Origin of the sequence: Limnohabitans sp. 2KL-17, assembly GCF_003063415.1 — a bacterium.
GTDB lineage: Bacteria > Pseudomonadota > Gammaproteobacteria > Burkholderiales > Burkholderiaceae_C > Limnohabitans_A.
Map to the genome: position 1 here is coordinate 51,787 of NZ_NESK01000006.1, position 19,635 is coordinate 71,421.

Genomic DNA, 19,635 nt, shown 5'->3' on the forward strand with positions numbered 1-19,635 from the left:
AAGTTACAGCCGCCGCCTTCCTTTTATGAATCCACCAGCCCCTCGAAGGCTTGAGCGATAAGCAAACCCTTAATTTTTCTAGGAGCACCCCTTGGGCGATGGGCGTGGCGCACGCCCTACATCACCCACGAATAGGCCGTATTGCGCCCGCCACCTTCGAGGCGGCGCAATACACCACGCGCTAACAAATCATTGATATCGCGCAGCGCCGTGTCGGCCGAACATTTTCCGATGGTGGCCCACTTGGCGTTGGTCAACTGGCCGTCCATGCCATCGAGCACGCGATTGAGCACCGAAATCTGGCGTGGGTTCAGGGGTGTGCCAGACCAGCGTTGCCAGAACTGTGCTTTGTCTAAAACGCCTGCCAAGAGGCCATCCGCACCTTGCACGGCGCGCAGCAAACAAGCGAAAAACCATTCCAGCCATGGCGTCACGTCCATCGTGCCGCATTGGGTGGCTTCGAGTTGTTCGTAATACTGTTTGCGCTCGCGCTGAATTTGCGCACTCAGGCTGTAAAAACGTTGAGCAGAGCCTTCTGCTCGGGCCAAGGCCATATCGCCCACGGCTCGGCTGATGCGGCCATTGCCGTCGTCAAACGGGTGCAATGTGACCAGCCACAAATGCGCCAACCCAGCGTGCACCAACGCATCACCCAAAGGCCCGGCATTGAACCATTTCAAAAACGCGGCTGTTTGTGCGGACAGTGCGTGGGCGGGCGGTGCCTCAAAGTGCACCTTTTCTCGGCCCACCGGGCCCGAGACCACTTGCATCGGACCTGCCGCGTCGTTGCGCCAGGTGCCCACCAGAATCCGCAGACGGCCACTGAAGCCGGTGGGAAACAGCGCCGCATGCCAGCCAAACAAGCGCTCGGCCGTTAGCGGTTGGGCGTGTTGCTGGGTGGCATCCAGCACCATGTCCACCACGCCATCGACGTGGCGGTCAGCGGGCGCGAGCGCGCCAATGTCCACCCCCAACTTGCGGGCAATGGACGAGCGCACAGCCTCCAAGTTGAGCGTTTCGCCCTCAATGGCGCTGGTGGTGATGACTTCTTGCGTCAACACCTGCAAAGTCGCCAGATCGCGCTGCACTAACCCCAAGTGCGCCATCCGCCCCACCAATTCGCCTTGCGCACGGTGCAACTGTGCCAAAGGCCCCGCCAGCGCAGTCGCGTCATATCGCCACTGCGGCCAGTCGGGGCGCTGCCACAGGTAAGTGCGTTTACGGGAAGTCTTGTCGGCGAACATGCGGTGATTATGCGCTTTATTCACCGCAAAAATTGCGGTGAATAAAGAAGTGATTCACCGCATCAGATGGCATGCTTGGGATCGGCAGCGGCTCCCTCGGCCAGCTTTGGTTTGGATAAAGGGTGGGTTTAAGGGCGCGCACGCGAGTTGGGTACGCAAAAACTTTTGTAGCTAATTTTTCGTATTTATTTGGGTATAATGGAGTGCTTCATGCCTGCTGCGCTGGATGGTGCGGGAGGGAAGTTGCAAGGGGCTGGGTGCCGGGTTTGGTCTTGAAATTTATACCTGCATGCACATACAGCGCTTGGCCTGAACCCCATGGCGTGAGCCACTTGCAACGATTTCAACAAAAAGATGTATCGACACTGCCCGGGTGTATCAACCGGGTTTTGCGGTCTACATCACGTTAGACCCTCCCAATACACCACTTACTCAACCAGAAAGAACACATGAAATTCACAAATGCAGAGAAGTTGATTGTCACGATGCTCGCGGACTTGCACGAAAAGCTTGAGATTGACGAAGTCAACACCAAGCTCATCAAGCAAGCCATTTACTCGAACAACACATGGGCTTTGTCTTGGGAACTTCCAGGAATCGTCGGTGATCCACCGGAGCCAACCCCACCCGAAGTCAGCTTGATAGTCGACATTCTGGACATGTGGTCCTTCATCGAAGAGGCCCATGAGCGGTTCGATGCCACCGAAAAATCTGCGCTTGAAGCAAAAGCTGACCCGTTCGGCAAGCACGTCGCCTTCTCCGGATTCGATGGAAATAACGAATCGGAATACATGAGCATTGCGAACTTCTTGGTCAAAGAGATGAATCGATTTACTCGGTTCGCTGATCGCGACCTGAACTCTCATTGCCAAGTAATCGATGGCTACCAGCGAATGTTGGCAAAGTTTCTCGAAATCCGCCCCAAGCTTGATGGTCGAGGTCTTTCCATCGATGAAATGGCAGATGTGCTGAATGCTCGACGTCATTCGAGTTTCTAAATGCTGCGCGCTTCGGAGCCAGGTCTAACTGGGCGTTCAACGCGGACGCCAACACTGGCCATGGCTTCGCCATTTTAATGGCCAGTGTTGGTGCCCTCCGCCTTCGGCTCCGGCGCCGGTTAACTTTGGCGTTATGTATCAGGAGTCTTCGAATGACCGATCCCAGCATTACGGCCATTGGCGTCGGTGCCCTTGCCGCCCAGACGTTAATCCGCAAAGTGGATAGCCAACTAAAGACACGAACATTCCAGCTAATCACGTAACGGCTTAACTCACCCCAACCGCCGATACCCCCACCAAACCCGCATCCCCGTGGTGATGGCACACAAAGCAGCAAACCCATAAGCCAACACCGCAAAGTGTTCAGGCCACACGCACATGGCGGCGAAGACGGTGATGGTTTCGGTCGCTTCGGTGAGGCCCCCTAAGAAGTAAAAGCTTTTGCCAGGCAAAGCAGTGTCCGTCAGGCCCCGTTTTTCGGCCAGCACCGCAAAGGCCAAAAAGCTGCTGCCCGTGCCGATGAAGCTGGCCAGCAGGGCTGCTGCGGGCAGGGCGTTGGTGGCGGGATGGGCCACAGCAAAGGCCAGCGGGATGGCGGCGTAAAACACGAAGTCCAGGGCGATGTCCAAGAATCCGCCCGCGTCGGTGGGCTGGGTCAAGCGGGCCACACTGCCGTCCAGGCCGTCGAGCAAGCGCGAGGTCAGCAACAGCGCCAGGCCCCACCACCACGCTTGCAGCGCAATGGCCACGGCGGCGGCCATGCCGATGGCAAAGCCCAGCCAGGTCAGCGCGTCGGCACTAATGCCTGCGCGCACCAAACCGCGTGCGGCAGCGTTCAGCGCGGGGCGCAAGAGGGTTTGGGCGTGGCGGTCAAACATGGCTTGGGCTTTCTTCGGTGGCGGCGCGCAAGTGCACCACGCGCAGCGGGTCGGCCACGTCTTGTTCGTCGTGCGTGACCAGCACCACCGGGATGCCCCGCTCGCGCACGTGCGCAAACACCCACGGGCGCAGCTGGGCGCGCAAGGCGGCGTCGAGTTTGGAAAACGGTTCGTCGAGCAGCAGCGCATGCGGCTCGGCCAACAGCGCACGCATGAGCGCCACGCGGGCGCGTTGCCCGCCCGACAAGGTGGACGGATCGCGTGAGCCCAGACCGGCCAAGTCGGCCTCTTGCATGGCTTGCTGCACACGCGCCTGGCGCTGTGCAAGTGGCAAGCTGCGCGGCACAGCAAACAGCAGGTTTTCGGCCACCGTCATGTGTGCAAACAGCAGCGCATCCTGAAACACCAGGCCCACCCCGCGCAGGTGCGTCGGCAACGGCGTGAGGTCGCGGCCATTCAGCAGCACGCGGCCTGCAAACTGCAAGGGCTGCAGTCCTTCGGACACGCTGGCCAGCGTGCCCGCGATGGCCGCCAGCACTGAGCTTTTGCCGCAGCCGCTGGGGCCCATGAGCGTGAGGATCTCGCCCGCAGGCACCTCCAGCCGAAGGCCTTGCACGAGCGTGTGGGTTGCACTGCCCAGGCGGTCAATGTCGACGTGCAGTCCACTGTTCATGGCGTGGTTTTCATGTTTGGACTTTCATGGGCCCGATCTTCTCAAATTGGCGTGGCCTGCCCAGCCAAGCGGCCCAAGCAAAGACCAACACGGGCAAGAGCATTTGCAAAGCAGCATAGGCGCTCATGAGCGAGCGCTGCGCACCGGATGCGAGGGTGACCGCTTCGGTGGTGACGGTGGCAAAGCGGCCCGCGCCTACATAGAGCGTGGGCAGGTACTGCGCCACGCTGACGGCAAAGCCCACCGCCCAGGCCGAGGTGATAGCGCGTTTCAGCAATGGCCATTTGACGCGGGCCAAATAAGCCCAGCGGCCGTGGCCCAGGCTGGCGACCAAGGCGCGTTGGCGCGGGTCCACCGCCCGGTAAGCGGGCTCCAACGCCAGCAGCACATAAGGCAAGACCATGACCGAGTGCGCCAGCAACAAGCCCAGCCATTGCCCCTCCAGATGCCATTGCAGCGCGATGCTGTAAAGCCCCACTACCCACAACACCGATGGCAGCACCAGCGGCAGCAACCAGACCGGACGCAGCACTTGTTGCCAGCGGTGGCTGGCGGTTTCAAGCCAGGCGATTGACCAGATCAGGCACAGGCTGGCCGACGCGACGGCAAGGCCCAGCGTGGTCCAGACGGTGTTGGCACTGGCCATCACTTGTGCCCAGGCATCGCCTGTCCAAAGCGATGGCCACAATTTGGGGAATGGCCACACGCCCGACACACTGCCCACGGCCAGCGCAAACCAGACGGCCATATAGGCGAGGCCGATGGTGCCCCAAACCCAAGACATTCGGCGGTAGGGGTGACCTGCTAAAAAATGCAAGGGGTTAGCCGAACCACCCTTTGGCCACAGGGGCGGCCTACCACTCAGACCCGCCGCATGAAGGCCCTTGGCTGAATGTGGAAGCGAGCCCTTGCGCGCGAATCTGCGCAAGACGACCGTCGCTTGCAAAACCGCGACAGCACAAGCTGCCAACAGCGCAACGCTGACAGTGAGCCAACCCGCAGCCGCCACCCCCTGCGCCTGTATGGCCGCATCGGCATCGCCCAGCCACTGCCAGGCCAGCACCGCCAATGTGGGCGGTGATGCAGGGCCAATGATCAGCGCCATGTCCACCACTGTCAGGCCATAGGCCAAGACCGCAAGCAACGGCCAGCGCAAGCGCGGAGCCAGCTGCGGCCAGACCACTTGGGCAAAGGCTTGCGCGGGTGTTCGGCCCAAAGTTTGAGCGAGTGCAGATTCAGCCTGCCAGCGGCGACGCAGATCTTCGCGCTGCATTTGCGTGGCAGCGACCCACAGCAAAAAAGGGACTTCTTTGAGCCAGAGTGCCAGGATCAAACCCAGGCCCCACGGGTCTTGCGTGGTCAACCAAGGCGGCGGCGCGTCAAAGCCTGTGAGACCGGGCGATACCCAGCGCAATGCCCAACCGCTGGGCGAGAGCCACAGCACCAGGCCAATGGCCATGGCCGCATGCGGCGTGGCCAGCAAAGCGGGCACAAGGCTCAGCCAGCTGGCCAGCTTTTGGCGGATGAAGCCATTGGCCAGCAACCGTGCCACCGACCACCACACCAGGAGCGTCGAAGCCAGCCCGGTCCACAGCGTCATGCCCCAGGCGCGCAAGCTTTGAGGGTCGGCCCACAGGGCCTGCCAGGCGGACGCGTCAAGGGCCTGCACCAGCGCGGCCCACAGCGCCCAGCCCATGGGCAGGCCAGCGATCAGGGCCAACAACAAGGGGGCCAACGGGCTCAAACGCCGTAGCGGCGAATCCACTCTTTTTCGAGCGCATCGACCCATGAGGCGTGGGGCTCGGGCAACACGGGTGCACTTTGACTCAGTTGCCCAGCACGCATCGCGCCCTGAAAGCGCGCACGCTCAGCGACAGGCAAGCGGGCCACATCCAGCACGGTGGGGTCGCCCCACACGTCGATGTCGGCTTTGCGCGCCTGCGCAGCGGGTGACAACAAAAAGTTGGCCACCACCTGCGCAGCGGCTTTGCTGGGCGCGTTGTACGGGATGGCCACAAAGTGGGTGTTACCGATGGTGCCTTTGGCAAACTGCCAGCTTTGCACGGTGACGGGCAGGCGTTTGGCTGCGATCTCGTTGGCCGCTTCGTTGGGGTTGAAGGTGAGGGCCAGCAGCAACTCACCGTCGGCCATCATCTGGCGCACCGCCGCCGAGTTTTGCGGAAACTGTTTGCCACCGCGCCACAAGTGCGGATGCAGTGCGTCTAGAAAACGCCACAGCGGGGCCGCTTGCGCCTCTAGCGCAGCGGGCGTGACGGGCTGGGCCAGGGCTTTGGCATCGGTTGCGTGTTCGATCAGCGCCTGCTTGATGAAGGTGGTGCCATGAAAATTGGGCGGGCGTGGGTAGGTGATGCGCCCGGGCTGCATGCGGGCCAAGGCCAGTAGCTCGGCCATGCTTTGTGGTGGTTTGGGCAAGCGCTGGCCGTCGGCAAAAAATGTCAGCTGGGCCATGCCCCAGGGCGACTCCAGCCCTTCGGTGGGCACCGAAAAATCCACCAGCGTGGTGGGCTTGCCCAGCGTGTCCACCCACTGGAAATTCGGCAAACCCAGAGCGAACGGCTTGGACAGCAGACCATCGCGCTTCATTGCGGCAAAGTTTTCGCCATTGATCCAGACCAGATCGACCGTACCTTGGGTGTCTTGGCGGCCCGCCTGTTTTTCAGCCCGCACGCGCTTGACCACATCGGCCGCGTCCGTGATTTTGACGTGTTGCAGCTTGACACCAAAATCGCGTTGCAACTCGGCCGCTGCCCATTGCAGGTAAGCGTTGATGCGCTCGCTGCCCGCCCAGGCGTTGAAGTAAACCGTCTGGCCACGGGCCGCGCGCTCGGTGTCAGCCCAGGCCACGGTGGATGCGGGGGCAACGGCCTGCGCGGCCCAGGGGGTCAAGGCGGCAGCACCTGCAAGGGTCAAGGTCTGGCGACGGTTGATCTGAAATGAAGAGCTCATGTTGAAAGGGACCGCCTGCGCGGCGCTGTTCACGGTTAAAAGACAAAGGTATGCATTTTCGCAGCATGCCAATTCGCTGCATGACTCGGGCCATTGGGTCAAAGAAAACCTCAAAACAAGGTGGTCGCACGCAACCAGGCGTCTGGCAATAAGGGTACGACTTGGGCTTCGAGCCATTTGTCAGCGCCCGTAGCAATGGCCACGCCTGCCAGAAAAATCAGGCCACCAAACACCTTCTTGACCCGGTCTCCATGCGCCAGCACCTTCTCGCGCACCGACTGAAAGCCCTGGCGCGATGCATAGGCCACCGCCACCAAGGGGATGGCTGCGCCCATGCCAAACAGCCCCAACACCATGCCGCCGCGAACGGCACCGCCTTCGCTGGCGACCAAGGTCAAGGCCGCGGCCAGCAAGGGGCCTGAGCAGGGGCTCCAGACCAAGCCCAACACAGCGCCCAACAGCAATGCCCCACCCATCGTGTCGCCCTTCAGACGCGATGACGCGCCGTTGGCCCCACTGGCCAGCGGCATCATCCATTGGGTGAAGCGCTCGTTCAACACCGGCACCCACATCATGGCGCCCAGAGCCATCAACAGCACCGCACCGAAGAAGCGCACATGCTCGCTGTCCAACCCCATGGCCGGACCTGCCGCACCCAACACCACGCCGATGCCCGCAAACGACAAGGCCATGCCAACGCCCATCGCCAAGGGCGCCCAGCGATTGCCCTGCGCGGCCCCGCCCAGCACCATGGGCAAGATGGGGAAGACGCAAGGCGACAAAGTGGTCAAGCTCCCGGCCAGCAAACTCAAACCCAGGTGACTAAAGGCCAAATCCATGACGTGCTCGCAAGTGGGTAGAAGGGAATGGCTTACTGAGCTGACAACAACGCCGCCTTCAGCGCTTGCGGGTCGGTCACACCCCCCGAACGGTGCTTTTGTTCCTTGCCTTTGAAGACGATCAAGGTCGACTGCGAACGAATGCCCATCTCGCGCTTGAGTTGGCGCTCTTGGTCGTAGTCCACCACCAGCAAAGTGCCAGGCACCGAAGCGTCGCCTTGGAAGCTGTTGAAGACTTTTTCTTGCACCAGGCAAGTGGGACACCACTTGGCGTGAAAGTGCAGGCTCACGGCTTCGCCCGCTTGCTGTTTCTGCGACAAAGCCTGGGCACTGTAGGCAGAAATATCCAGGGCGTTTGCTGTCCCTCCGAATGTCCATAAAGACAGTGCCAAGCCCCAAGCAGAAAAGGTGGTAATTGGGTGTTTCATGTGTCAAGTCCTTCAAAAATTGTTGTCAAGCGGTCAAACTGGGGCGATCCACCTGCGAACCAGTGCATCCAGCGACAAACGCCCAGGCCCCATGAACACCAGCGGCAGCAACATGGCGAGGTAGATCACGGGCAGCTTGAAGTTGCCATGGCCTTTGTCGGTCAGGGCATAGCCCTTGAGCAACTCGTCGAAGGTGGACCAAGATTCGGGCCAGTGCACGCTCAGCATGGCCACCACCGTGAGGGCGATGAGCGATGCCGAAAAGAACCGTGTGCCCAAACCGATGACCAAGGCGATGGCCCCCACGATTTCAAAGCCCGTGGCCATGGCCCAGTTCAAATCCGCCGGGATCAGATTGAAAGGCCAGGGAAACTGACCCTGAATGTCGGCAAACCAGTTGCTGCCGTGCAGTTTTTCAAACCCAGCCTCGCCAAACTCCCAGGCCAGCAAGAGGCGCAAGCTGAGCAGCCCAATCCACAAACCAATCATGTCGAGAGCAGTGATGGCGTGTCGGCCGATGTTGAAAGCGTTTTTCATGTGCGTGTTCCCAGTAAGACGCCTTGCTCGCGCAGGCTGATGAGGAGTTGTTGTCCAAAGCCTTGCAAAGCATCCGGATCGGGGTGGCCCATCTCATGGGCGAGTTGTGCAAAGGTTTGCTGGCCTGTCAAACCACTGTCCAGCAGGGTGATGACATGGGCCGTGACAGCGTTGATTTCGGTGAATTTCACCTCGTGATGAGCATCACGAAACACGACCAAAAAAGTGGGCTCCGGTTTGCGCGTTTGCCAGTTTTGGCCCATTCGGTGCACCGGCCATTCGCTGACCACATCGATGCGTGCGGGGTTGAGCAGCACAGGTGCTTGCATCAAGTCGCCTCGCGGATCGTGTGCGGGCAGCGATACGTCCATCACATCCACCACCAGTTCGGTCCATTCGTAGTGGGCCAGATCGGCCAACCAGCGTGGCAGCGGTTGGGCGATGGCGTGTTCGCTCAGGTACCTCACAAACTCACGCGGAATCTCGCGGAACCAAGGGGTGTGCGATGGCCAGTCGCGGTAAAAGGTGCGGCACAGCCTGCGCCAAGGGCCTTCGCCCAACATCTGGCGGCAAACTGGAAAGCAGCTGTCCACAAAGCCGCAAATGTTGTTGAACAGCAGTTCGTTGTAAACCGCCATGCGGCGAGCGGGCACACCAAATGGGCGAGGGGTGTGGTGCGGATCGCGCAGGTGTTGCGCCAGATCGTGTTGAAATTTTTGAAATGCCAACATCACGCCACCTGCCTGGTTGCGTTGGGCGCAGGCGCTTGTGACGGTAAACCGTGCAGGCCCAACACTTGTTGTTGCAAGCGGGCGATGTGCTTCACCTCTTGTGTCAGTGTCTGCAGGTCAGGGATGTTGAAGTCGCGTTCCAAGCAGGTGAGCACCGGGTGCCCGATGCGCTGGTAGGCGGCTTGCAGCAGTTGCCACACGGGGTCGATCACGTCGCTGCCGTGGGTGTCGATGAGCAAGCCATCGTCTTCGACATAGTGCCCAGCCACATGCACATAGCAGGTGCGCTCCAGCGGCAGTTGGTGCAAATAGGCATGGGGATCAAAGCCAAAGTTCTGGCTGTTGACGTAAATGTTGTTCACGTCTAAGTGCAGCAGGCAGTCGGCCTGCTCGACCACGGCCCGCACAAATTCGGCCTCGGTCATTTCGGCACCCGGCGGGGCGATGTAGGTGGAAGCGTTTTCTACCCCGATGCGCATGCCCAGAATGTCTTGCGCACGGGCGATGCGTTCGGCCGTGTAACGCACGGCGTCTTCGGTCATGGGGATGGGCAGCAGGTCATACAGGTGGCTGTCGTCAGCGCACCAGGACAGGTGTTCGGTGAACAGGCTCATGCCGTGTTCGCGCATGAAGTCGCGGGTGCGGCGCAGCAAGATGTCGTCAAGTGGCCCGGGGCCGCCCAATGACAAGGACAAGCCATGGCAGACAAAGGGGTAGCGTTCGGTGAAGGCGCGCAAGTCGCGGCCTGCGCGGCCACCCATGCCTGCCCAGTTTTCAGGGGCCACCTCGAAAAAACCGATGGCTTCGGGTACCGCCTGCTGAAGAGCAGGAATCAATTCGCGGCGAAATCCCAAGCCTGACCAAGTGTTGTCAACGCCGATGCTGTGAGTGTGGCGTGCCATATGAATTGCCCACGAATGAAGTTTTGAATGCAGGGCTTCATACCCTCTGCACACCCCCTTGGGTGCGTGCGCAAAGTTCATGAACCCAAAATGGTTGGACCGATTTACTTCTTTTTGTCAGCGCCGCACTTGGCTTCGCCGCACTTGCCGTCTTTGGCTTTGCTGTCCATCTTTTTGTCAGCACCGCATTTGGCTTCGCCACACTTGCCGTCCTTGGCCTTGGCACCCATTTTTTTGTCAGCGCCACACTTGCCTTCACCACACTTGCCGTCTTTGGCTTTGCTGTCCATCTTCATGTCGGCCTGGGCGACTTGGTAGCCCGCATCCAGGGTTTTGGCAGCAAACGGGTTGCCAGCAGCATGGGCAGGCAAAAGGGTGACGGCCGCAAATGCAGTGCCCAAAGCGATGGTGATGAGGTGTTGCTTGTTCATGAAAAACTCCTGGAAGGTTGAAACAATGAAGGTTTTAAATTGACCGCTTTTGTCGGTGCCGTGTAGCACTTGTGAATCGCTGTCATGGTTTAATCCGCTTCCAAGCACTGCAAAGTTACGAAATAATTTGCCTATTTGTTTCCATTTGTATCTGTAACTTTTTCACCCCGCCGGACGAACTGAATTGAGCGAAAGCCTGCAAACCATTGAAGCCGAACTGCACGCGGTGTGGATGCAATCCCTTCAGGGGGATGCCGCCAGCTACCAACGTGCATTGACACTCATGAGTGGTCATTTGCGGCGCTTTCTGCAAAAGCGAATGCAATCTCAATCCAGTGATGTCGAGGACCTTGTGCAAGAAACGCTGATGGCCATCCATCAAAAACGCCACACCTATCAAAGCGACCAGCCCCTGACGGCTTGGATGTACGCGATTGCGCGCTACAAATGGGTCGATCATCTGCGGGCTCACGGTCGCCGAGAAGGACTGCATGACGATATCGATGACTGGGCAGAAACCCTGGCGGTGGACAGCGAAGAACAGGCCAGCGATGCGCACAAGGATCTGGCCATCATGCTGGCCGACTTGCCTGCGCGCCAGCGTGAAGCCATCGAGCACACGCGGCTGATTGGCTTGTCAATCACAGAAACCGCCCAGCGGACCGGACAAAGTGAAGCCTCTGTCAAAGTCAACATTCATCGGGGTCTGAAAACCCTGATGGCCAAATGGGGAGCGAGCGCATGAAGACAAACGACCTGATTGCCTTGCTGGCCAGCGACACGCTGCAGCCGCAAAAACCCGTGCCCCAGCAGTTGCTGCGCAAACTGGCGCTGGGCGCAGTGGTCTGTGGCGTGTTGTTGCTCGCCTTGTTTGGTGTGAACCCGCGCATGGGCGAGATGGCGACACACCCCGCCTTTGCCACCAAGATGCTGTGGTTGGCCGCCTTGATGGGCTTCAGTCTGTACGGCCTGTTTCGCCTGGCCCGGCCCGGCGTGGGGGCAGGTCACACCCTGTCGGGCATCGGCCTGGCGCTTTTGGCCATGCTCAGCCTGGGCTTGGTGCAAGTGCTGCAAACCGAGTCGGGCGCTCGTAACGCGCAGTGGATGGGCGACTCATGGCAGGTCTGCTCAGTGAGCATTACGGCCTTGTCTTTGCCAGTACTGGGTGCTTTACTCTGGGCCTTGCGTCAGCTGGCCCCCACCCGACCCGTGTTCGCTGGCGCGGTGGCGGGTGTGCTGGCGGGCAGCCTGGCAGCGAGCATTTATTCGATGCACTGCCCCGAAACCAGCCTGACGTTTTTCGCCGTCTGGTATGTGCTGGGCATGGCCCTGAGCACGGGCTTGGGTGCGCTGCTGGGCTCGCGCTGCTTGCGCTGGTGACCGATGAAAGGCTCAGGCCACCGCGCCTGAGCCATACCGGCCGTGCAGTAATTGGCCGGTTCTGAAACGCTCTAGGGCATAGGGCGCCAAAGGCACATCGGTGGGCAAGCCCAGGGCTTGTTGGGCCAGCACCCGGCCAACTGCTGGCGAGAGCTTGAAACCGTGGCCTGAAAAACCAAAGCCCACCACCAAACCGGGCACATCCGGCACGCTGCCCAACACCGGATTCCAGTCAGGCGTCACGTCGTACACGCCCGTCCAAGAAGACGCCAGACCGGCTTCGGCAAATGAGGGGAAGCGGTCCGAAACCTGTTCGCCCAAGTGCACCACATCGTCCATGGAAATCTCTCCCTGGGTGTTGTCCGGCCCGCTCAGGGTTTCGCCCGCCGTGCCCTCACTCACCAGCATTTGTCGCCCGCCATAGCTGCGGCAATACAGCATGCCGGGCGAACCCAGGTCTTTGTAAACCGGCATGGCATAGGTGTACGCCTGGGGGCCTTCGAGCGAAATCACCTTGTGCCGCTCGGGCGTCAGAGGCACTTGAATGCCTGTCCATTCGGACAGCTCCTGCGCCCAGATATTTTGCGTGCTGATGACCACGGGTGCGTGGAACACCCCACTGGCCGTCTCGACGCCTGAAACGCGGCCTTGTTGCACCAGCAAACGCGTGACCCGCTCACCTTCCATGAACTTCACGCCCAGTCTGCGGGCTGCACGCGCGTAACTGCTGGCCACCAGGTATGCATCGGCGAAGCCGGCCTCTGGCTCAAAGCCGATCAAAGCCGCATCGTCAAAACGGCAAATGGGCAGGATCTCTGCCGCCTCTTGGGGGCTGAGCCGGCTGACCGCGATGCCGCGTGCCTCTTGCGCGGCCAGGGCATCGCGCAAAGGCGACAGCTTGGGGCCTTCGGGTGAAGCAATCAGATACCCGCAACGCACCAAGCCGGCGCTGGCGTCTTCGTCTTGCAAATGCGCGGCAAAGTTTTCAAAGACGGTCCAGGACTGCTGGGCCAGCGCCATGTTCTCCAGCACCGAATAGTGGGTGCGAAGAATGCCACTGGATTGTGAGGTGGTGCCCGAGCCGATTTGATCGCGCTCCAGCACCAAAACACGTTTGGCGCCCAGGGCCGCCAGGTTGTAGGCCACCGATGTGCCGATCACCCCGGCCCCAATCACAATCGCATCCCAAGAATTCACATCGCACTCCAGTCGTTGAATGCAAGGCTAAGGGCCAAACGCCAGGGTGCTGTCAGTTTTGCATCCGCTGATCATCAGCATCAGCCATGGCATCCAACGTCTCAGGGTCCGGTCTCTTCGTTCACGCTCAACAGCTCGGCTGGTAATTTCAGCTCGGCCACCCATTGGCGTTGCAAATCACGCACCGCCACACGCACCATGGCGGCAATGTCCTGGGCCAATGGCCCCAGCTCATCCGGTCGGTAGACGAGGTAAAAAGTGCGCTTCAAGGGCGGGTACGCCTGGCCCTTGTGGCGCAAGACGCTCAAGGGCACACACTTCAGCCGCATGGCGTGGTAACGCGATTGCCAAAGGCACAAAGGCGTAGTCAGCGCGATGCCGAGGTCTTCGCGCACCAGGCTCAACAAAGGGTCGGTCGCATCAAATTCAAAAACACGTTCGATATCAGGGTCGTGGCGGCTCAGGTAGGCGTCCACCAAGGACCCCATTTTGGAACGGGTGCTGTAGTGCATGAACGGTCTTTGCCGACTGAGCTGGTGCAAAGACGCCAAGGGCGGCACTTGCAGTTCCAGCGGAACAGCCAGCAAAAATTGCTCGGAAAACAAGGCCAGGCATTCGCGCCCTGGAACAGGTTTGGGGTCGTCGGTGGTGATCAAGACATCGAGCTGGTGGTTGTCAAACTGCTCGGCCAAGCCGGGATTGATGCCTGAAATCAGTCTTAAGCGCTGGACGCGCCCCGCCAGGCCACGCACCATTTGCGGACCAATCACTGCGGCAAAAGAGTCGACACATCCCAGTCGCAGCAAAGACTTTTTGCTGCGACTCAAGGCGCGCACAGTTTCGGCCATCTGGCCTGCACGCGAGAGCAGGTCGTGGGCTTGCTCGTACAAGCGTTGCCCGGATGCGGTCGGGTGCGCAGGCCGGGTGGATCGGTCCAGCAAGGAGGCCCCCAGTGATTCTTCAAGCTGCCGCACATGCTGGGAAACACCCGCCTGGGAAATCTCCAGCCGATGGGCTGCGGCCGACACAGAGCCGGTTTCCACCAGCGCCACCCAACTGCCCAATTGCTCCCAGGAGGGTGGCAACACTTTGTCTGCAGAACGTTTTTTCATGGCGGAGGGTGCGGCTGTCTTGGACTGAAAGTGGCTGTATTGGTTTTATTGATGTTGAGCATCAATTTTGGCGAAGGCTTTACAAGGGAGGGCATTCCACACCACACTGTAAGCCTGCGTGCAACCCATGCCTTGAGGCACAGGTTCATGGCTGACATTTTGAACGAATCACCTACTCACAAGGATTCCCCGATGAAAATCACTCGCCGACTGGTCTTGACCCTGGTGGCTTCTGCTGCCGTCCTCTCGGGCGCTGCTGTCGCCCAACAGCGCGTTTTCTTTGGCATCGCCACCGGCGGTACAGGCGGAACTTACTACCCTCTGGGCGGCATGCTGGCGCAGTTGATCTCCAACAAAGCGTCTGTCGACGGCAAAAAAATCACCGCCACCGCAGAAGCCGCTGGCGCCTCGGTGGGCAACGCGAAACTTTTGGGCACCAAGGACATCGAGTCGGCCTTTGTCGCTGCAGACATTCTGGATGCGGCCTACAACGGCAAGGCCCAGTTTGCCAACGCGCCCCTGAAAAACCTGCGCGCACTCGGCGCTCTTTATCCTGAGACCGTGCAGCTGATCACCCGCGCCGATTCGGGCATCAACAGTGTCAAGGACCTCAAGGGCAAAAGCATCTCTTCAGGTGCGCCAGGCTCAGGCCAGTACCAACTGGTGACCGACTTGCTCAAGGTCCATGGCATGGCCCGGACCGATGTGAAGGAAGACAGCTCATCCTTCACACAAGCAGTTGACAAAATCAAGGACGGCAACTTGCACGCCACGCTGATCACCGGCGGTGTGCCAGTGGCCGCCGTGACCGACTTTGCCCAAAGCCATGCCCTGAAGATCATCCCGCTGTCTGGTCCCGAAGTGGCCACCTTGCTCAAAGAGCAGCCCTACTACACCCAGGTGCAATTGCCTGCCAACAGCTACAAGGGGCAGACCGCTGTGGTGCCCACGCTGGCTGTGATGGCGATTTGGGCCACCCATGATGGCGTGCCTGAGAACGTGGCTTACGAAGTGACCAAGGCCCTGTATGAAAACACCGCCATCATGGGTCAGGTGCACGTTCAGGGCAAAAACATCACGCTGAACACCGCCACCGCTGTGGCCAGCGTGCCCCTGCACCCCGGCGCCTTGCGCTACTTCAAGGAAAAGGGCATCGCCAAGTGAGATGCCCCAAGCGCCACGCCCTCTGGGCGTTGGCGCTGGTGGTCGCTGGCTTGGGCATCCCATTGGCAACAACGGCCTGCGAGTTGGTGCTGACTGAACACCGCAGCGGCGTTTTGTTAAGCCGTTTGCCGCTGAACCCGAGCCGGCCTGCCTTTGATGTGGCTTTCACCCATTCTGTTTTGGGCACCCCGGTGCTGGACCGTTATGTCTGGCGCCCCGGCCCGCAAGGTTGGCGCGCCCATTTGGTGGAAGAGCGCTTTGAAGGCGAAGGCTACGGCCTGCCTTCTGCCGCAGCCTCGGGTGAGCGCCTCGAACGGCATGGACCAGGTTGGCGCTTGCTGCTGGACCGGGTGGTCGACCCCCTGGTGGTGTTGCCCTTGCCAGCCCAGGCGATGCGGGTCGTGCTGCCGGATCAACGCGAATTTTTGCTGGGCCAGCTGAGCCAGAAATCAATTGAAATGCGGGCTGAAAATTGCCCATTGCCATGATGGAAAACCCATGACGACCAAGCAGCAAGAAATCGATCGCCTGATTGAACAGTTTGACCCCGAATCGAGTTTTCGCCGCTTGGCCGGGTGGAGTGCCAAGATCGTGATGGTTTTGTGTGCAGGTCTTTCGGCCTGGCACTTCTACACCGCCGGTTTTGGTCTGCACAACGAGATTGCCCACCGTGCGATTCACTTGTCGGTGGTGCTGGGGCTTTGCTTTTTGGTTTTCCCGCGCCAAAAGCGCCTGCCAGGCCACTGGGAGTGGACGGTCTCGATCGGCCTGGTGTTGTTTTACCTGTTCATGGGCTGGAGCCTGCTGGGCAAGATCTCAGAGCCCATACCCGACGCCATGCGCTACGCCTTCATGGCGGTGCTGGTCGCACTGGCTGGCTTGTCCCTGCCCTTCAAGCACTTCGATGGCAGCCATACCCACATCCCATGGCGCGACTGGGTGTTTGCCGCCCTGGCCTCGGGCTTTTCGCTGTACCTGCTGGTTTTCTTTGAACACATCTACATTGAGCGGCCTGGCCAGCACACGCCCCTGGATTTGATGATGGGCGTGATCGCCATTGCCATGGTGATCGAGGCGACCCGCAGAACCATGGGCATCTTTCTGCCCTTGCTGGCCATCGCCGCCATTTTTTACGGCCTGCTCGGGCCTTACCTGCCGGGCGGCCTGTCGCACCGGGGTTACGGCCTGTCGCGCATCGTGGCCCACCTGTACAAAGGCACGGAAGGCATTTACGGCATCCCTGTCGGCGTGGTGGCGACCTTCGTGTTTCACTTTGTGCTGTTCGGCATCATGGCCCAGCTCACCGGGCTGGGACAGTTGTTTGTCAACCTGGCCACGATTGCGGCAGGCCGTTTTTCGGGGGGTCCCGCCAAAGTCAGTGTGGTGTCTTCCGGCCTGTTTGGCATGATCTCCGGCTCGGCCATTGCCAACACCGTGACCACCGGGGTCATGACGATTCCGCTCATGAAGAAAGTGGGTTTCTCGCCGCGCTTTGCGGGCGCGGTCGAGGCCTCAGCCTCTTGCGGCGGCCAAATCACCCCGCCCATCATGGGCGCTGCGGCTTTCATCATGGCAGAGACGCTGGGCATTCCCTACAACACCCTGATCCTGGTGGCCATCGTGCCCGCCATACTGCACTACTTTGCCATCTTGTTCATGGTGCACCTGGAAGCCAAGCGCCTTAAATTGCAGGGCATGAACCCGTCAGACATTCCATCTTTGATGTGGGTGGTGAAAAGTTCATGGCATTTGTTCATTCCGCTGGTGGTCATGGTCACCCTGCTGTTGATGCAGTTCACACCCTTCCTGGCGGCCTTCTGGGGCATCACGCTCACCGTGGCTTGCTCCTGGATTCCACGCTTGCTGGGCCCTTTGGGCAAGAACATGACCGGACTGGCCGTGGGGCCGCAGGCCTTGGTACAAGGCTTCGAAATGGGGGCCAAGGCGGCGCTGGGCATTGGTGCGGCCTGTGCATGCGTGGGCTTTGTGTTGGGCATCACCACACTGACTGGTATGGGCTTCAAGTTCTCCGCCTGGGTGATCGATGTGTCAGGCGTTGCCGCACAAATGTTCATGGTGCTGGACGTATTCGACATGTTTGAACTCAAACAAGTGACCATCTTGTTTGGGCTGTTGTTCACGGCTGCGGCCTGCATCATCATGGGCTCGGGCGTGCCCACCACACCCACCTACATCATCCTGGCGGCCATCGTGGCACCAGCGCTGGCGGGTCTGGGTGTGCCGCAACTGGCCACCCACTTCTTTGTCTTTTATTACGGTGTGCTGGCCGATGTGACGCCGCCTGTGGCGTTGGCCGCTTTTGCCGCAGCAGGCATTGCGCGCAGTGAACCCATGCGCACCGGCATGACGGCGTTCAGGCTGTCCATGGGCAAAGCACTGGTGCCCTTTGCCTTTGTGTACACCCCAGCCTTGCTGATGATTGATTTCACCTGGTCGGCGTTTTTGCTGGCCTCGGTGTGCGCTGTAGTCGCCGTGATGGGCCTGGGTGCGGCCTACACCGGTTTTGTGGCGCGGCCCATCCGAGGGCCCTCGTTTTGGCTGTTGAATGTGCTGTCGCTGTCTTTGGTCTTTGCCAATCCGGTAGCGGCCGCAGTGGCCATTCCAGGTGTGCTGCTGATCTTGCTGTGGCACAACCGGCCCTTGCCCGGCACGGTCTGACTTTCTCCCTCCCGCCTGGCCACTTCACCCGAAAGCACATCTCCACCTGGCTTGCCATTGAGCCGACGACAAGACTGAACGCCGATGACCCACTTACTCTTTGCAGAACACGCCCTGTTGCCGACAGGCTGGGCGCGCGATGTGCTGCTGCAATGGACCCCACAAGGCCAGTGGCACGCCATTGTGGCCGGGCAAACACCTACAGCCGATGTGCCACGCGCACCGGGGCCGGTGGTACCTGGCATGCCCAATCTGCACTCGCATGCTTTTCAGCGTGCGCTGGCGGGCTTGACCGAATTTCGCAGCAACGCTCAAGACAGCTTCTGGAGTTGGCGCACGCTGATGTACCGGTTTGCAGCGCAACTGAGCCCCGCACAACTGGAGGCCATCGCGACAGGCCTGTATGTGGAAATGCTCGAAGCGGGCTACACCAGCGTCTGTGAATTTCACTACCTGCACCACGCTGCGAATGGCCAGGCTTTTGCCGAACCGGCCGAGATGTCACTGGCTTTGCTGCGCGCGGCAAAACGCACGGGCATGGGCCTGACACTGCTGCCCGTGCTGTACCAGACCAGTGGTTTTGGCGGCACGGCACCCACGCCAGGGCAAGGCCGTTTCATCCACAGCACCGACGCCATGATGCGCTTGCTCGAGCGCCTGCAGCCTTTGTGCCAGGCCCAATCTGCCCGACTGGGGCTGGCACCGCATTCCCTGCGTGCCGTGCCGCCAGAGGGTTTGCGCGAGGTGCTCCTTGGCCTGGATGCGATGGACGCCACAGCGCCCGTCCACATCCACATTGCCGAACAACGCGCCGAGGTCGATGCCTGCCTGGCCTGGTCGGGGCAGCGCCCCGTGGCCTGGTTGCTGGACCATGCCCCAGTGAATGCGCGCTGGTGCTTGGTGCACGCCACCCACATGGACGCCCAAGAGTACCGCCGTGCTGCAGCGTCTGGCGCTGTGGCGGGGCTGTGTCCCACCACCGAAGCCAACCTGGGCGATGGCATTTTTGAATTCAATACCTGGCAAGACCACCAAGGCGCCTGGGGCATCGGATCGGACAGCCACATTGCGGTGCATCCTGCCGAGGACTTGATGATGCTCGAATACAGCCAGCGACTTTCTCTGGGTCAGCGCAATGTGGCCGCGCACGCCACGCAGCCAGAGGTGGCCCAGGCCTTGTGGCAAGGCGCTGTGGCGGGTGGTGCGCAAGCGGCCGGCAGGCCGGTGGGCGGCTTGGCCCCAGGGCAGCAGGCCGACTTCATCGTGCTCGACACTTCGCACCCCACACTGGCCGGCTTGTCCCCCGAGATGATGCTGGCCAGCCATGTTTTTGCCAGCAGCCGCAGCAGCGCGGTGGCGCAGGTCTGGTCATCCGGCCAGGCGTTGGTGCAACAGGGCCGGCATGCCCTGCACGAATCGGCCATGGCGGGCTTGGTTCAGGCCCGCAGCCAATTGCTCAAGGGCTGATCCGTTTG

At 60.5% G+C, this 19,635-nt stretch carries 20 protein-coding genes; 7 read left to right on the forward strand and 13 right to left on the reverse strand.

The annotated features are described in order from the left end of the window. Positions 1 to 116: 116 nt before the first annotated feature. Complete coding sequence (locus B9Z45_RS04040) at positions 117 to 1,244, reverse strand: Fic family protein (RefSeq protein ID WP_108405950.1); 1,128 nt, start codon at positions 1,242 to 1,244, stop codon at positions 117 to 119. Positions 1,245 to 1,693: 449 nt separating this feature from the next. On the opposite strand from B9Z45_RS04040, the gene B9Z45_RS04045 reads away from it, so the two are divergent. Next, the gene (locus B9Z45_RS04045) at positions 1,694 to 2,242 is read left to right on the forward strand and encodes a YfbU family protein (RefSeq protein WP_108405951.1); all 549 of its coding nucleotides are present in this window, start codon (positions 1,694 to 1,696) and stop codon (positions 2,240 to 2,242) included. A gap of 272 nt (positions 2,243 to 2,514) precedes the next feature. Here the strand turns inward: B9Z45_RS04045 and B9Z45_RS04050 are convergent, their stop codons facing one another. The 10 genes from B9Z45_RS04050 to B9Z45_RS04095 all read right to left on the reverse strand — a co-directional run bounded on the left by B9Z45_RS04050 (position 2,515) and on the right by B9Z45_RS04095 (position 10,628). After that, positions 2,515 to 3,120: a CDP-alcohol phosphatidyltransferase family protein gene (locus tag B9Z45_RS04050; RefSeq protein WP_108405952.1), complete on the reverse strand. Its 606-nt coding sequence runs from the start codon at positions 3,118 to 3,120 to the stop codon at positions 2,515 to 2,517. After that, on the reverse strand, positions 3,113 to 3,793 hold the full coding sequence (locus B9Z45_RS04055) for an ATP-binding cassette domain-containing protein (protein WP_108405953.1): 681 nt from the start codon (positions 3,791 to 3,793) through the stop codon (positions 3,113 to 3,115). Before B9Z45_RS04055 ends, B9Z45_RS04050 begins: the two co-directional genes overlap by 8 nt. 10 nt (positions 3,794 to 3,803) lie before the next feature. Next, positions 3,804 to 5,528 (reverse strand): ABC transporter permease, encoded by a 1,725-nt coding sequence (locus tag B9Z45_RS04060; RefSeq protein ID WP_233252066.1) that lies wholly within the window; start codon positions 5,526 to 5,528, stop codon positions 3,804 to 3,806. A gap of 5 nt (positions 5,529 to 5,533) precedes the next feature. Continuing rightward, positions 5,534 to 6,760: an ABC transporter substrate-binding protein gene (locus B9Z45_RS04065; protein WP_108406014.1), complete on the reverse strand. Its 1,227-nt coding sequence runs from the start codon at positions 6,758 to 6,760 to the stop codon at positions 5,534 to 5,536. A 110-nt stretch (positions 6,761 to 6,870) separates the two neighbouring features. Further along, complete coding sequence (locus B9Z45_RS04070; protein ID WP_108405955.1) at positions 6,871 to 7,599, reverse strand: cytochrome c biogenesis CcdA family protein; 729 nt, start codon at positions 7,597 to 7,599, stop codon at positions 6,871 to 6,873. A gap of 32 nt (positions 7,600 to 7,631) precedes the next feature. Continuing rightward, complete coding sequence (locus B9Z45_RS04075; RefSeq protein WP_108405956.1) at positions 7,632 to 8,027, reverse strand: thioredoxin family protein; 396 nt, start codon at positions 8,025 to 8,027, stop codon at positions 7,632 to 7,634. 33 nt (positions 8,028 to 8,060) lie between these two features. Beyond that, complete coding sequence (locus tag B9Z45_RS04080) at positions 8,061 to 8,564, reverse strand: DoxX family protein (RefSeq protein ID WP_108405957.1); 504 nt, start codon at positions 8,562 to 8,564, stop codon at positions 8,061 to 8,063. Beyond that, entirely contained in the window at positions 8,561 to 9,295 is a 735-nt protein-coding gene (locus B9Z45_RS04085; protein ID WP_108405958.1) for a DUF2063 domain-containing protein, read from the reverse strand. The genes B9Z45_RS04080 and B9Z45_RS04085 overlap by 4 nt, the downstream gene beginning before the upstream one ends. Then, complete coding sequence (locus tag B9Z45_RS04090; RefSeq protein ID WP_108405959.1) at positions 9,295 to 10,197, reverse strand: DUF692 domain-containing protein; 903 nt, start codon at positions 10,195 to 10,197, stop codon at positions 9,295 to 9,297. Before B9Z45_RS04090 ends, B9Z45_RS04085 begins: the two co-directional genes overlap by 1 nt. A gap of 104 nt (positions 10,198 to 10,301) precedes the next feature. Continuing rightward, positions 10,302 to 10,628, reverse strand: a complete 327-nt coding sequence (locus B9Z45_RS04095; protein ID WP_108406015.1) for a hypothetical protein — start codon at positions 10,626 to 10,628, stop codon at positions 10,302 to 10,304. Positions 10,629 to 10,812: 184 nt separating this feature from the next. Between B9Z45_RS04095 and B9Z45_RS04100 the strand changes: the two genes are divergently transcribed. Both B9Z45_RS04100 and B9Z45_RS04105 read left to right on the forward strand, forming a co-directional pair. Further along, positions 10,813 to 11,373 (forward strand): sigma-70 family RNA polymerase sigma factor, encoded by a 561-nt coding sequence (locus B9Z45_RS04100; protein WP_233252067.1) that lies wholly within the window; start codon positions 10,813 to 10,815, stop codon positions 11,371 to 11,373. Beyond that, a complete protein-coding gene (locus B9Z45_RS04105; RefSeq protein WP_158270374.1) occupies positions 11,370 to 12,008 on the forward strand; it encodes an NrsF family protein in 639 nt (212 codons plus the stop codon). The genes B9Z45_RS04100 and B9Z45_RS04105 overlap by 4 nt, the downstream gene beginning before the upstream one ends. A 12-nt stretch (positions 12,009 to 12,020) precedes the next feature. On the opposite strand, the gene B9Z45_RS04110 is transcribed toward B9Z45_RS04105, so the two are convergent. Both B9Z45_RS04110 and B9Z45_RS04115 read right to left on the reverse strand, forming a co-directional pair. Further along, positions 12,021 to 13,205 carry an FAD-binding oxidoreductase gene (locus B9Z45_RS04110; protein ID WP_108405961.1) on the reverse strand — a complete coding sequence of 395 codons (1,185 nt, stop codon included), beginning with the start codon at positions 13,203 to 13,205 and terminating at the stop codon, positions 12,021 to 12,023. A 101-nt stretch (positions 13,206 to 13,306) separates the two neighbouring features. Next, positions 13,307 to 14,317, reverse strand: coding sequence for a LysR family transcriptional regulator (locus B9Z45_RS04115; RefSeq protein ID WP_108405962.1), 1,011 nt, complete (start codon positions 14,315 to 14,317; stop codon positions 13,307 to 13,309). A gap of 192 nt (positions 14,318 to 14,509) precedes the next feature. On the opposite strand from B9Z45_RS04115, the gene B9Z45_RS04120 reads away from it, so the two are divergent. The 4 genes from B9Z45_RS04120 to B9Z45_RS04135 all read left to right on the forward strand — a co-directional run bounded on the left by B9Z45_RS04120 (position 14,510) and on the right by B9Z45_RS04135 (position 19,627). Next, positions 14,510 to 15,481, forward strand: coding sequence for a TAXI family TRAP transporter solute-binding subunit (locus B9Z45_RS04120; RefSeq protein ID WP_108405963.1), 972 nt, complete (start codon positions 14,510 to 14,512; stop codon positions 15,479 to 15,481). Then, positions 15,478 to 15,969 (forward strand): DUF1850 domain-containing protein, encoded by a 492-nt coding sequence (locus B9Z45_RS04125; protein WP_108405964.1) that lies wholly within the window; start codon positions 15,478 to 15,480, stop codon positions 15,967 to 15,969. The genes B9Z45_RS04120 and B9Z45_RS04125 overlap by 4 nt, the downstream gene beginning before the upstream one ends. A gap of 10 nt (positions 15,970 to 15,979) precedes the next feature. Beyond that, positions 15,980 to 18,160: a TRAP transporter permease gene (locus B9Z45_RS04130; RefSeq protein WP_108405965.1), complete on the forward strand. Its 2,181-nt coding sequence runs from the start codon at positions 15,980 to 15,982 to the stop codon at positions 18,158 to 18,160. A gap of 84 nt (positions 18,161 to 18,244) precedes the next feature. Further along, entirely contained in the window at positions 18,245 to 19,627 is a 1,383-nt protein-coding gene (locus B9Z45_RS04135; RefSeq protein ID WP_108405966.1) for a formimidoylglutamate deiminase, read from the forward strand. The last annotated feature ends 8 nt before the right edge of the window (positions 19,628 to 19,635 follow it).